12 protein-coding genes and 1 tRNA gene are annotated in these 13,333 nt (G+C 63.5%); 2 read left to right on the top strand and 11 right to left on the bottom strand.

Annotated features, from left to right (window positions below):
- Positions 1–10: 10 nt before the first annotated feature.
- On the top strand, positions 11–1,159 hold the full coding sequence (gene rodA, locus NCS58_RS01230; protein ID WP_061116929.1) for a rod shape-determining protein RodA: 1,149 nt from the start codon (positions 11–13) through the stop codon (positions 1,157–1,159).
- 15 nt (positions 1,160–1,174) lie between these two features.
- Here rodA and NCS58_RS01225 read toward each other — a convergent pair whose 3' ends face one another.
- The 5 genes from NCS58_RS01225 to queC all read right to left on the bottom strand — a co-directional run bounded on the left by NCS58_RS01225 (position 1,175) and on the right by queC (position 4,689).
- On the bottom strand, positions 1,175–1,855 hold the full coding sequence (locus tag NCS58_RS01225; protein WP_250476139.1) for a tetratricopeptide repeat protein: 681 nt from the start codon (positions 1,853–1,855) through the stop codon (positions 1,175–1,177).
- On the bottom strand, positions 1,852–2,634 hold the full coding sequence (locus NCS58_RS01220; protein WP_061116730.1) for an HpcH/HpaI aldolase/citrate lyase family protein: 783 nt from the start codon (positions 2,632–2,634) through the stop codon (positions 1,852–1,854). The genes NCS58_RS01225 and NCS58_RS01220 overlap by 4 nt, the downstream gene beginning before the upstream one ends.
- A 186-nt stretch (positions 2,635–2,820) precedes the next feature.
- The gene (queD, locus tag NCS58_RS01215; protein WP_250476138.1) at positions 2,821–3,267 is read right to left on the bottom strand and encodes a 6-carboxytetrahydropterin synthase QueD; all 447 of its coding nucleotides are present in this window, start codon (positions 3,265–3,267) and stop codon (positions 2,821–2,823) included.
- A 17-nt stretch (positions 3,268–3,284) separates the two neighbouring features.
- A complete protein-coding gene (queE, locus tag NCS58_RS01210) occupies positions 3,285–3,917 on the bottom strand; it encodes a 7-carboxy-7-deazaguanine synthase (protein WP_061116728.1) in 633 nt (210 codons plus the stop codon).
- A 37-nt stretch (positions 3,918–3,954) separates the two neighbouring features.
- A complete protein-coding gene (queC, locus tag NCS58_RS01205; RefSeq protein ID WP_250537676.1) occupies positions 3,955–4,689 on the bottom strand; it encodes a 7-cyano-7-deazaguanine synthase QueC in 735 nt (244 codons plus the stop codon).
- A 1,175-nt stretch (positions 4,690–5,864) separates the two neighbouring features.
- Between queC and NCS58_RS01200 the strand changes: the two genes are divergently transcribed.
- Entirely contained in the window at positions 5,865–6,815 is a 951-nt protein-coding gene (locus NCS58_RS01200; RefSeq protein ID WP_250537757.1) for a lipopolysaccharide biosynthesis protein, read from the top strand.
- A 112-nt stretch (positions 6,816–6,927) separates the two neighbouring features.
- On the opposite strand, the gene NCS58_RS01195 is transcribed toward NCS58_RS01200, so the two are convergent.
- From NCS58_RS01195 to htpX, 6 genes are all read right to left on the bottom strand, one after another.
- A tRNA-Phe gene (locus NCS58_RS01195) sits at positions 6,928–7,003 on the bottom strand.
- A gap of 86 nt (positions 7,004–7,089) precedes the next feature.
- Entirely contained in the window at positions 7,090–7,803 is a 714-nt protein-coding gene (gene esaR, locus NCS58_RS01190; RefSeq protein WP_061116726.1) for a response regulator transcription factor EsaR, read from the bottom strand.
- Positions 7,804–10,233 (bottom strand): PAS domain-containing sensor histidine kinase, encoded by a 2,430-nt coding sequence (locus NCS58_RS01185; RefSeq protein WP_061116725.1) that lies wholly within the window; start codon positions 10,231–10,233, stop codon positions 7,804–7,806.
- 22 nt (positions 10,234–10,255) lie between these two features.
- Complete coding sequence (locus NCS58_RS01180) at positions 10,256–10,852, bottom strand: DUF4390 domain-containing protein (RefSeq protein WP_061116724.1); 597 nt, start codon at positions 10,850–10,852, stop codon at positions 10,256–10,258.
- Positions 10,849–12,267: a 16S rRNA (cytosine(967)-C(5))-methyltransferase RsmB gene (rsmB, locus tag NCS58_RS01175; RefSeq protein WP_250537674.1), complete on the bottom strand. Its 1,419-nt coding sequence runs from the start codon at positions 12,265–12,267 to the stop codon at positions 10,849–10,851. The genes NCS58_RS01180 and rsmB overlap by 4 nt, the downstream gene beginning before the upstream one ends.
- 154 nt (positions 12,268–12,421) lie before the next feature.
- Complete coding sequence (htpX, locus tag NCS58_RS01170) at positions 12,422–13,276, bottom strand: zinc metalloprotease HtpX (RefSeq protein WP_250537673.1); 855 nt, start codon at positions 13,274–13,276, stop codon at positions 12,422–12,424.
- Positions 13,277–13,333 lie beyond the last annotated feature (57 nt).

Below are 13,333 nucleotides of genomic sequence, written 5' to 3'. Positions count from 1 at the left end.
GCAACTGCACATGCAATTCGACAAGCGGGAGCTGCTGGACCGCGCCAAGCGCATGTTCGCGGGCTTCGACAAGCCGCTCGCGCTCATCGTGTTCCTGCTGCTCGGCGTCGGCATCGTGACGCTGTACAGCGCGAGCCTCGACATGCCCGGGCGTGTCGAGGACCAGCTGCGCAACATCATGCTGACCTTCGGTCTGATGTGGGTGCTCGCCAACATCCCGCCGCAGATGCTGATGCGCTTCGCCGTGCCGCTCTACACCGTCGGCGTCGCGTTGCTGGTCGCGGTCGCCGCGTTCGGGCTGACGCGCAAGGGCGCGAAACGCTGGCTCAATGTCGGCGTGGTGATCCAGCCATCCGAAATCATGAAGATCGCGATGCCGCTGATGCTCGCCTGGTACTACCAGAAGCGCGAAAGCAATGTCCGCTGGTGGGATTACATCGTCGGCTTTGTCATTCTGTTGCTGCCGGTCGGGCTGATCGCGAAGCAGCCGGATCTGGGCACCGCGGTGCTCGTGTTCGCGGCGGGCATGTTCGTCATCTATTTCGCCGGGCTGAGTTTCAAGCTCATCCTGCCCGTGCTGATCGCAGCCGTCATTGCGGTCGCGAGCATCGCGGTGTTTCAGGACAAGATCTGCCAGCCGGATGTGGTCTGGCCGATGATGCACGACTATCAAAAGCACCGCATCTGCACGCTGCTCGACCCGACTTCCGATCCGCTCGGCAAAGGCTTCCACACGATTCAGGCGGTGATCGCGATCGGTTCGGGCGGCACGTTCGGGAAAGGCTGGTTGAAGGGCACGCAGGCGCACCTCGAATTCATCCCCGAAAAGCACACCGACTTCATTTTCGCCGTCTTCTCCGAGGAGTTCGGGCTCGCGGGCGGGCTCGTGCTGCTCTTCCTTTATATGGCGCTCATCGCGCGCGGGCTCTTCATCGCGGCGAACGGCGCCACTTTCTTCGGGCGATTATTGGCCGGATCGCTCACGCTCGCGTTCTTTACTTACGCGTTCGTCAATATCGGCATGGTGAGCGGCATTCTGCCCGTGGTCGGCGTGCCGCTTCCGTTCATGAGTTACGGCGGGACCGCGTTGACGACGCTCGGCGTCGCGGTTGGGCTGATCATGAGTGTCGCTCGTCAAAAGCGGTTGATGCAGAGTTAGCGCGCGCCGTCCTCGTCACTGCGGCTTTTGCTGCTCCAGTTCTGCGCTCAACTGCAGATATTTCAGCTTGGCGGCCGGATCGCCCTGCGCCGCCGCCGCAGCGTAATAGGCGCGCGCAACGTTCAGGTTGCGCTCGACGCCATCACCGCCGCGCTCATAGAACGAACCCGCGACGTATTGCGCCGTCATGTCGCCGCCTTGCGCGGCCTTCTTGTACCAGGTGAACGCCTGCGTGTTATCGCGCGTGGTGCCGCGTCCATCGAGAAACTGATTGGCGAGCGCGAGTTCGGCCTGCACGTGTCCCTGATTCGCCGCGCGCAGGAACCAGCGATGCGCCTCCGCCGGGTCTTTCTCGACGAACTGTCCATCGTCGTACATCTTGCCGTACACATATTGCGCGTGGGTCATGTTGGCATCGGCTGCGCGGCGCAACCATTTCTTGCCTTCCGGCACGTCCACCGGGCCGCCCTCGCCGTTGAGCAGCATCATCGCGTAATTGAATTGGGCAAGGCGGCTGCCCTTCTGCGCGGCGCGCCGGAACTCGGAGCGCGCCGCGACGAGATTGCCCGCGTTGTAGTCGGCGACGGCGTTTTGCGTGGCGATATCGGCCGACTTCGGCGCGTTGTCGGCGTGCGCCGCGCCGATCGATATCGACAGAATCACCGCGGCGACCACCGACGCCACGACGGTTTTCATGTTCGCGCCTCCTGCAACGCCTGACGCGTCGCCTTCAACAGCCACATCACATCCGCGCCGATCGCGACGAGCTTGATGCCCGCCTGCGCGTATTGCTTCGCGCTCGCCGCATCGAGCGCGAAGATGCCGCTCGCGATGCCCGCGCGATTCGCGGCGTCGACGATCTTCGTGATCGCCGCCTGCACATCCGGATGCTTGCCGTCGCCGAGATGACCGAGGCTCGCCGCCAGATCCGCCGGCCCGATGAACAGACAATCGACGCCCGGCGTCGCGGCGATCTCATCGACCGCTTCGAGCGCCGCCACCGATTCGATCTGCACGATCGTCGCAATCTGCGCATTCGCGCTCGCCATGTAGTCGCGCCGCATGCCGTATGCCGCCGCGCGCACCGCGCCCGCGACGCCGCGCAAGCCGTGCAGCGCCGCTTCGGTCGGATACTGCGTGAGCCGCACGATGCGCGCCGCCTCTTCGGCCGATTGCACGTTCGGGAACATCAGCGTGCGCGCGCCCGCATCGAGCGCGCGTTTGACGAGCCAGCCCTCGTTGGCCGGCACACGCACGATCGGCTCGCTCGGCAGATGCGCGGCGGCGATCGCCCGCAGTTGAGCGACGACGTCGGCGCTATCGTTCGGCGAATGCTCCATGTCGATGCACAGCCAGTCGAAGCCCGCGTGCGCGAGCGCTTCGGCGGCATCGGCGCTGCCGAGCGACAGCCACAGTCCGAAGAGGGTGCCCGATTCTGAAAAGCGCTGCTTGAGGGGATTGGTGAACGTGCTCATCGCGCGGCTCCTTCGAGAGATCGAAGGACGGCCGCGCGCGGCCGCAGCGATGAAAACGATGGCAGAAGTGACGGCATGCGTGCGCTCCGTGTCTCGTCGCCTCGGAGGTGGGCGACTCATCGGACGATCATACCGTGACGCACGCGCGCGCGCCGGGCGTGCTCCGGGCCTGGCGCGCGCCGAAGATTAGCCGCGCTCGACGTCGGCCCAGCAGTTCGGCGTTTCGAAAAGACGCACGCGCTTCAGCTTGAGGTTGACGCCGTAATGTGCATCGTAGACTGCGGCGAGGATGTTGAACGCAACCGCCGCCAGGTTCTCGACGGTCGGAATGCGATCCAGCACGACGGTCTTGTGATCCGCCAGCGTGTGCAGGAATTCGCGCACTTTGACATCGCCTTCATAGACGATGAACGCATGATCCCACTTGTTGACGAGATGCTCCATCGCGAGCGCTTTCACGTCGGCGAAGTCCATCACCATGCCGCGGTCGGGCGCGCCTTCCACGTCGACGAGATCGCCTTGCAGCGTGATCTCGAGCACATAGCGATGCCCGTGCAGATTGCGGCACTGGCTGCGGTGATCGGGGATGCGGTGGCCCGCATCGAATTCGAGTTTTCGGGTAATCGTCTGCACGTCGGCTGACCGTCTTATCAGGGGATGTTCAAATATTTGTGCGTCTGCATCGACAGGCGCCACTTCGGATGGCGCTTGCACCAGTCGATCGCCAGCTTCGTGTTGATGTCGCGCGACGGGCCGTCCATCGGCTGTACGAGAAAGTAGTCGAAGTCGAGCTTCTCGTATTGCGCCAGTCGCTGGTTGTCCTGCGGGACGACAACCTTCAGTTCGTTGCCCTTCGTGACGACGAGCGGCGCATCGGCTTTCGGGCTCACGCAAATCCAGTCGATGCTCTCGAGCACGGGCAGCGAGCCGTTCGTCTCGATCGCCATTTCGAAGCCGGCTTCATGCAGCGCGTCGACGAAAGGCTGATCGATCTGCAGCATCGGCTCGCCGCCCGTACACACGACGAATCTGTGCGCCGCGCCTTCCGGCCACAACGATGCGATCTTCGCGACGAGTTCCGCCGGCGTCTTGTACTTGCCGCCGTTCTCGCCGTCCGTGCCGACGAAATCGGTGTCGCAAAACTGGCAGACGGCGTCCGCGCGATCTTCCTCGCGCCCCGACCACAGATTGCAGCCCGCGAAACGGCAGAACACGGCCGGGCGCCCGGCATTGGCGCCCTCGCCCTGCAACGTGTAGAAAATTTCCTTTACCGCGTACGTCATGACTGCTCTGCCTGCCTCGTAAAACGTGTCGTAAAAATCAAACCGGCGCGGTGGTGACCTGCTCGCCCGCGCGATACGCCTCGTAGCCGCGCTTGCGCAGCTTGCATGCCGGGCACTGACCGCAGCCGAAGCCCCAGTCGTGCAGTTCGGCGCGCTCGCCGACATAACACGTGTGCGTTTCGACGCGGATCAGTTCGACGAGCGGTTCGCCGCCGAGCGTTTCCGCGAGCCGCCAGGTGTCGGCCTTGTCGAGCCACATCAGCGGCGTTTCCAGCGCGTAGCGCGTTTCCATCCCGAGATTGAGCGCGACTTGGAGCGCCTTCATCGTGTCGTCGCGGCAATCCGGATAGCCGGAAAAGTCCGTTTCGCACATGCCGCCAACCAGCACCTTCAGCCCGCGCCGGTACGCCACCGCCGCGGCGATCGTCATGAACAGCAAATTGCGGCCCGGCACGAACGTATTGGGCAAGCCGCTCGCGTTCGCCTGGATCTCGATCTCACGCGTCATTGCGGTATCGCTGATCGCGCCGAGCACGGACAGATCGATCATGTGATCTTCGCCCAGGCGCTCCGTCCACAGCGGAAACTCGCGCGCGATCGCGGCACGAAAGCCGTCGCGGCATTCGAGTTCCACGCGATGACGCTGTCCATAGTCGAACCCGAGCGTCTCTACCGTCTTGTAGCGATCAAGCGCCCAGGCAAGGCACGTGGCCGAGTCCTGGCCGCCGGAAAACAGCACGAGCGCGCTGTCTTTAGCGTCTATCCGAGTCACCGTGAAAACTCCGTACTCCGTGAATGAGATTGGCGTCGCACGCCGCACTGGCTGTCGGAATGACCGGACTTCGCCATGAGCGGCACGGGCGCGACGCCCGCGAGTCCAGTATAGGCCGGCGACCTTCGCCCGGACGCGCACGCCCTTTATTCCGCCGATAGCGGAGTACGAGACGGATGAACGAGCGCCGGGTGAAGGATTCCGGCGCGTCACACGAGCGATTCGGAGCGTCGAAAAGAAAAGGACTTGCGGGTCCGAGGACGAGGCAAGTCCTTAATTCGGCGGGAATTTTAGCACGGAGCACGGGTGTTCGCCGAGTTCGGCGCGCGTCGTCGCGGCCAGCACTTTCAATCTTGCCGCAACACCCTGCAAACGGAACAAATTGCCGCAAACAACACGGTCGGATCGGCAATTTCTGGAAATCTCCCTCAACCCAACGGACAACCGGTCGTTATACAGACAATTGAATCGTCTGAACTAATAACGAGACCAGCAATTCGTCCGGTTGCATAGCTAGCTCATCCATAGCGCGATTTCGGACCACGCGCCGCTTTTCGTACGCGCCGCCCGGGACATTCACGCGGCCAATTGATTCGCATAACGAAGATTGATTTTCAAACCCTCCCGCAGGGTTACGCGGGGCCGCAGGTCCGTCTCCGATCCGCCCTTCTCGCGGCGCTCCGGCGATCGCACCCATTTTGTTGACGCCAACTACCCGATTAGCACTACGAACAATGAAAAATTACATTCAGACCAACATTCATGCCGACTGCACTGTCGGCGCCCTTTCCGTCCCAAGAGCGAGCCTGTTCGCCGTTGCAGTCGCGGCCAGCTTGCTGCTCGGCGCCTGCGGCGGCGGTAGTAGCGACGCCTTCGATACCGCCTCCACCGCAGCAGCCGCCGCAGCGAACCGCAATACAACCGCTTTCGCCGTCACCTCGCCAACAGTGAACGCCGCCGTTTCCGGCACCGCGACGGTGAAAGGGACGGCGGGCACGACTTGGACGAAAGTCTCCGTCGTCGACATGACCACCGGCAACAAGGTCGCGCCTGATGCAACGCCCTCGAACGGGGCGTTCTCGACGACCGTCAACACGACGAGTCAGACCAACGGTACGCACACATGGCAAATCACGGCCACCGACGCCAAAGGCGCCACACGCACGGTGCAGAACGTGAACGTCGTCGTGAAGAATGCGACGTCGGCCACCTCGATCTTTTACGGCGCGAATGGGCACAACAATGAGGGCGGCGCCTACGACCTCTCCAGCCCGGCTTTGCAACTCTCACAGCTGCAGGATCTCGGCGTGAAGCTGTATCGAAACGAGGTGTACAGCCAGGGGACTGCGAACAAGCTCGCGGGCATCGCGAAAACAATGGCGGCAGGCGGCGTAACCGTGTATCCGGTGATGTTGATGAGCCTCGCCTTCTCCAGCGAGACCGATGCCTACAACGCGGGTTATCAACTCGGCGTCTGGACGGCGACCTCGTACCAGTACCCGTACTACGAAGTGACGAACGAACTCGACGCCAGCGCGATCAGCAGCAACGTCGACGGCGTTTATGGGCAGCAATTCGACAACACCAAATTCCAGATCGCGCGCGGCGTGATTCGCGGGATGATCGCTGGCGTGAAGTCAGTCGATCCGAACGGCAAGATCATCATGGGCGGCGGCACGTGGATGCATTACGGCCTCGATCAGATGCTCGCCAACGGCACGCAGCCCGACGGCACGACGGGTCATCCGGTCGTGAACTGGGACATCACCGCGTGGCACTGGTACTCGGATATGGGCGACATCACGAACGCATGTGGCGGCACGGGTTGTCACGACGTGCTCGCGGCGCTGCAGCAGATGGGCAAGCCGATCTGGATCAACGAATTCGGCGTGCGTCCGTGGCTCGGCAGCGAACAGCAGATCGCGGCCTACCTCGTCGGCAACAAGATGATGGCGGAGTTCGTCGCGGTGGCGTCGAAGTACAACATCCAGGCGATCCAGACGTACGAGCTGTACGACGATCCCGCGGGCGGCGAAGGCGCATATGGCCTTCTGAAGAACGACGGCAAGACGCAGAAAGCGGCCTACGCGGCGTTCAAGAAATTCGTCGCGGCGAATCCAAGGTGACGATCGTATAGTGGAAAAAAGCGGGCACGTTCGCTCAATCGAACGTGCCCGCTTTTGCATATGGAAATTGAAAAAGCCCGAGAGCGATGACACTCTCGGGCTTCTTGCATTCTGGTGGCCTGGGGCGGAATCGAACCACCGACACGCGGATTTTCAATCCGCTGCTCTACCAACTGAGCTACCGGGCCAACGAAGAGGTGAAACTATAGCAGACTCATTTTCGCCCCTCAAGCCCCTCCACACATTTTTTCTGAAAATGTTCGGAGCATTTTGCTCAGACCTCGTTCTTGTTCTTTCCAAGATCGACGCCCAGTTGCTTGAGCTTGCGATAGAGATGCGTGCGCTCGAGCCCCGTCTTCTCGGCGACGCGCGTCATGCTGCCGTTCTCGCGCGCCAGGTGATACTCGAAGTACGCGCGCTCGAACGCATCGCGTGCATCGCGCAACGGGATATCGAACGAGATGGATGCCGTCTGCCCCGCCTGATTCTGCGTCGCGCCGCCCGCTCCCGCTTCGCCCGATGCGTTCAACGCCGACGCCGTCGGCAGCGCGGCCGCCACAGGCACCCCCGATGCCATCGCGCTCGCCGGAGGCTTGGCTAGCGTCGTCACGGGCGCCGCTGCGGTGCCGTGCGCGAGCCCCTGCTCGACGGCCTTCAGGAGCTTCTGTAGCGCGATCGGCTTCTCGAGGAAGTTGAGCGCGCCGATCTTCGTCGCTTCGACAGCCGTGTCGATGGTCGCGTGACCCGACATCATGATGACCGGCATCGTGAGCTTGCCCTGCGCGGCCCACTCCTTGAGCAGGGTCACGCCGTCGGTATCGGGCATCCAGATGTCGAGCAAAACGAGGTCGGGCGTTTGCTGCAGGCGATAGTCGCGCGCATGCTGCGCGTTTTCCGCTACATCAACAACGTGGCCTTCGTCGCTCAGGATCTCGGAGAGCAGTTCCCGGATCCCCATTTCATCGTCTACCACCAGGATGGTTGCCATTTACGCTGCCCTTGTCTGCACTGTTGCTTTTGTCGTTCCGTGATTCGCCGCCGCACCGGCCGCCGGAGGCGTTGCGCCGGGCGCCGCGGTATCGTCCGCGAGTTGTAGAAACAGAATCGATATCTGCGCGCCTTCGATCACATCCGCTGTCTTCGAGCGGTTGCGTATGTCGATGCGCGCGCCGTGCTCGTCGACGATCTTCTTCACCGTTGCAAGTCCCAGGCCCGTGCCCTTCGCCTTGGTCGTCACGTAAGGCTCGAAAGCACGCGAAAGGATTCGCGCCGGAAAACCCGAGCCGTTATCCGAGACAGTGAGGCGAACCGCGACACGCGCATGACCCGATGCATCGGGCTCGCCATATTCTACTGTCCTCGTTTCGAGCAGCACGCGTGGCTCCGCGACATCCGCCACCGCGTCCTGCGCGTTCTGCAACAGGTTGTGGATCACCTGGCGGATCTGCGTCGCGTCACCGCGAATCACGGGCAGCTTCGCGAGATCCACCTTGATCGGCGTCTTGCCATCTTCGATGCCGTACAACGTCAGCACTTCCGCGACGAGATCGTTCAGTTGCAGATTGCCGAGCACCGCGGGCGGCGTGCGCGCGTATTCGCGGAAGTCGTCGACCATCTGCTTCATCGCCTGCACCTGATTGACGATGGTCGTCGACGCTCGCTTGAGCACCTCCGCGTCGGGCGGCGCGAGCTTGTCCGCGAGCTTCATCTGCAAGCGTTCGGCGGAAAGCTGAATCGGCGTGAGCGGATTCTTGATCTCGTGCGCGAGACGCCGCGCGACTTCGCCCCACGCGACCGAGCGCTGCGCGGAGATCACGTCCGAGATGTCATCGAACACGACGACGTAGCCGGTCGTTTCGGCATCGTCGGCATCGCTTTCGGTCACGCTCAGCAACTGCGTGCCGCGCACGAGGAGCGTGAGCGGCTCGTTCTCGCCGGGCACCGACACGGCGACCTGCTGCTGCCAGTGGCCTCGATCGCCGAGCGGATGTCCGCTGCCGACCTCGGCCGCATCGCGTTCGGCGAAGGCCTTCTTCACCATCGCGCCGAGTTCGGCGAGCACGCCGATCTGATCGAGCGGCTGATTGAGCAACGCGTTGAACGGCTGGCGGAAGATGCGCTCCGCGCCGCGATTCGCGGTGGTCAAGCGGAACTGCCGGTCGAACACGAACACGCCCGCCGTCAGATTCGCAAGGATGCTTTCGAGATACGCCTTCGAATGCTCCAGCGCGACGCGATTGTTCTCGACCGCCGCGCGCGCCTCGGAAAGCTGGCGCGTCATCGCGTTGAAGGACTGCGTGAGAAAGCCCAGTTCGTCGCGCGAATTGATCTCTCGCTTGGGCGTGTAGTCGCCTTCGGCCACTTCTTTCGTGCCTTGCGCGAGCAGGAACAGCGGCCGCGCGAGCTGATTGCCGAGCGCGAGCGCGAGCATCATCGCGATGAAGGTCGCGAGGAAGAGCGCGAGCGTCAGCGTGCCGATATACATCTTGCGCAAGCCCGTGCGCCCGAGCCGCTTTTCCTGATACTCGCGATACGCGCGCTGCACGGCGTCGGCATTGCGCGCGAGCTCCTGACTCACGGGCTGCTCGATCTGCAGAAAGCGATCGACATGCTGGAATTCGGTCGTGGTCGTGGGATCCGGAATCTTCGTGACCACGCGCAGACGCAGCGCGCCCTTCGGTCCATTCGATTTCGGATCGCCGTCTATCTCGCCTTCGATCGCGCCATACGGATGATCCTGCGCCTCCCTCAGCATCGCGCTGGTCGGCTCGTTGGTCGGCAGCAGGGCGTAGTAATTGCCCGACGCCTGCGCGACCGTGCGAAGCCCCGGCACGCGCAGCGAACTGTTGTTCGACGCGAGATCCTCGCGGTTGTACTGATCGCGCGGGCGCTCGAACACGACTGCGTCCTGCACGCCGTATTGATCGCGCAGGCGCAAGAGCGACAGAGTGAGACTCGATGGATCGGCGCTCGCGAGCTGATCGCTCATCTGCCGGCCGCGTCCCTTGAAATCGGCGAGCGAGGTTTCGAGCATGCCGCGGCCGAGCGTCAGGCCCGATGACAGCGCCGTCTCGACGTTCACGTCGAACCACGATTCGATACTGCGCGACACGAACTGGTAGGACACCACGTAGATGATCACGCCCGGCACGACGCCGACGAGCGCGAAGATCAACGCGAGCTTCGCGAGCAATCGCGTGCCGAAGCGCCCTTGCCTGACCCGCGACACGATGATGATGAACAGGGCGATGACGATCAGCATGAAGACGACCGCCACCGCAACGTTCGCGGCATAGAGCCAGCCGTAGTAGCGGTCGAAGAATTCCGTGTTCGCACTCGCGAGCGCGAGCATCACGAGCAGCAGAACCGCCGTGAGCGCCACCGTGGAGACCAGCAAGCGGACGATGAGACTCTTCATGTCCGTGCGGCCGCGTCGAAATCTATTTCGCACGTTCTGCCGCCGTAAAAGTAAAACGCTTCCAGTCCGAGGAAAGGTTCCAGTCGCGGTTATTCACCGCGTCGATCTGGAACGGCTTGGGCATGAGTGCGATGTCGAGCTGCATGCGCACCGATGCGGTATAGGTTTCGCCGCCACGCACCTGGTTCCGGTCGATCACGTGCCACGAGGTCACGTGCCTGATGACCGCGAGCGCCTCGTTGAGCGATGCGAAACGCAATTGCAGCCCGCCCGTCGATACACGATATTCGTTCGTGAGCGGCTGATACGAAAGGCGGATGCTCTGCGACACGTTGACCGGCTCTTCGTCGAACCAGTACCAGCGCGGCCTCGACAGATTGAAATCGATCGTGAAATAAAGCGGCACGCTGCGGTTCACGGCATCTTCGAGGCTGTTGTTCAGGTCGAAGTCGAAATGTGCGTCGAGACTCCAGCCGGCGTTGTCCGCTTGCAGCGACGCGCGTTGCACGGCGATCGTCTCGGCAAACGCGGGGTCGGCTGCGGCGAATGCCAGCCAGAGCGTCAGCGCAGTCCAGATGACGGCCGCGAGCCGAAGCGGAAAGAAGCGTTTGATCGTCACCGTTTCTGAAAGCGCGCGTAGAAGAATCCGTCGTGGTCCGCTAAGGTCTCGGCGTCCCGATCCGGGTTCGCGAGATTTGTACCGTCTGGTGAGGCCTGCACCGCGCCCGCGCTCGTGCGCGCCGCTGTCGGTAACAATTGCCCCGGCGCGTCCAATCGTACCGCATCTTCATGCGCGGCTCCAAACCAGCGGGCCTGTTGTTCGCCTTCCTCGGGAAAGATGGAGCATGTCACGTAAAGCAATTCGCCGCCCTTCGCGACGAGCGGCCACAGCGCGCTCACGATGCGCCGCTGCTCGGCGACGAGCGCATCGATGTCCGATGGGCGCCGCAGCCACCGGATGTCCGGATGACGGCGCACGATGCCCGATGCCGAGCACGGCACATCGGCGAGAATGCGATCGAACGGCGCGCCGTCGAACCATTGCGCGGGATCGCCCGCGTCACCCACTTTGATTTGCGCCTCGAGCTTCAGGCGCTTCAGATTCTGCTCGATGCGGCCCGAGCGCTCGGCATCGCTTTCGAGCGCGATGAGATCGACGGTCGCGAGTTCGAGGATATGCCCGGTCTTGCCGCCCGGCGCGGCGCACGCGTCGAGCACGCGCATGCCGTCTTTCACGTCGAGTAGTTGCGCCGCGCGTTGCGCGCCCGCGTCCTGCACCGACACGACGCCTTCGTCGAAGCCCGGAATGCGATCGACGGGCATCGGCGTCTTCAGGCGCACCGCGTGGAGGCCCGCGGCTTCGGCTTCGATATGCGCGTCTTTCAGGCGCGCGAGATATTGATCGACAGTGGCGTGACGCGCATTCACGCGCAACGTAAGCGGCCCTTGCGCGTTGCCCGCTTCGAGAATGCGCTCCCAGGCATCGGGTTGTCCGCGCTTTACGGCGTCGAGCCACCATTGCGGATAATTCCAGCGCGCGACGGGATCCCGGCGCGCTTCGTCGATGAGCGCTTCGCGCTCGCGCAGGAAGTTGCGCAACACCGCGTTGACCAGCCCCTTCGCGAACGCGAACTCGCGCCGCGCCGCGATCGCGCTCACCGCCTGATCGACGACGGTGAACGGCGCATACGCCGCGTGCGCTTCGTCGTCGGTCAACAGCGTGAACGCGCAGACCAGCATATTCGCCACATGCGGCGGCGGCGCCTTCTTCACGAGCTTGTGCAGGAGCGAATCGGCAAGGGCGAGACGGCGCATCGCGCGATACGCGATGTCCTGCACCGCCCCGCGCGCCTCCGCATGCTTCGCCGACGCGATGACCGTCTGCAGCGCGGCCGGCAACGCCGAGCCTGCGCGCACCGCGCCCACGGCCTGCGCCGCGCAATCGAGCGCGAACGCGAGCGAATCGGGCGCGAGACGGAGGGCGCTCAGGCGGGTATGCGCGGCGGCGTGCCGCCGGGGAGGCTTGTCGGTCATGGCGAAAACGGGAACGGTCGAGCGGCAAGCGGACGGCTTGCGCGAACGAGGATTGTAACGTGCGGGGATTGCGCGCCCGGACGGGCTGCCGAGGACCAGCAAAAAGGCCGTTCCGGCGCAACCCGGAACGGCCTTCGCCTCGACTTCGTTAGCGTCAGATGCGGCCCGTGCGCGCCATTTCCATCAGACGTGCGACGCGCTCTTCCGTCGCCGGGTGCGTCGAGAACAGATTCGCGATGCCGCCGCCCGAGAGCGGATTCATGATCATCATCTGCGCGGTCGCCGGGTGCGCTTCCGCTGTCGGGAACGGCACGCCGGTTGCGTAAGCGTGAATCTTTTCCAGCGCGCTCGCGAGCGCTTGCGGGTCCCCTGAAATCTCGGCGCCGCCGCGATCGGCTTCGAACTCGCGCGCACGGGAAATCGCCATCTGGATCAACGCGCCCGCGATCGGCGCGAGAATCGCCACCAGAATGCTCGCGATCGGATTCGACGGACGGCCTTCGTCGTCGCGGCCGCCGAAGAACATTGCGAAGTTCGCGAGTGCCGAGATCGCGCCGGCCATCGTCGCGGAGATCGTCGAGATCAGGATATCGCGGTGCTTCACGTGCGCCAGTTCGTGCGCCATCACGCCTCGCATTTCGCGCTCCGACAGCACGCGCAGAATGCCCGTGGTCGCCGCGACCGCCGCGTGCTCCGGGTTGCGGCCCGTGGCGAACGCGTTCGGCGCGTCTTCGTTGATCAGGTAGACGCGCGGCATCGGCAATTGAGCGCGCGCGGCGAGCTCGCGCACCATGCGATAGAACTGCGGCGCAGTGGTCTCGTCGACTTCCTGCGCGTTGTACATGCGCAGGACCATCTTGTCCGAGAACCAGTACGAAAAGAAATTCATGCCGAGCGCGATGATCAGCGCGAGCATCATGCCCTTCGATCCGCCGATCACACCGCCGATCACGACAAAGAGGGCCGTGATCGCAGCCATCAGCATCGCGGTTTTGACCCAGTTGAACATTGCTGGAACTCCTCTCCCAGAATACGCTGCGCGAAGTGCGCGGTTGTCCCGGCCGAC

Origin of the sequence: Caballeronia sp. INML3B (assembly GCF_023631305.1) — a bacterium.
Classification (GTDB): domain Bacteria; phylum Pseudomonadota; class Gammaproteobacteria; order Burkholderiales; family Burkholderiaceae; genus Caballeronia; species Caballeronia turbans.
The sequence above is the reverse complement of the archived record's forward strand: the minus strand, read 5'-3'. Positions and strand labels throughout refer to the sequence as shown.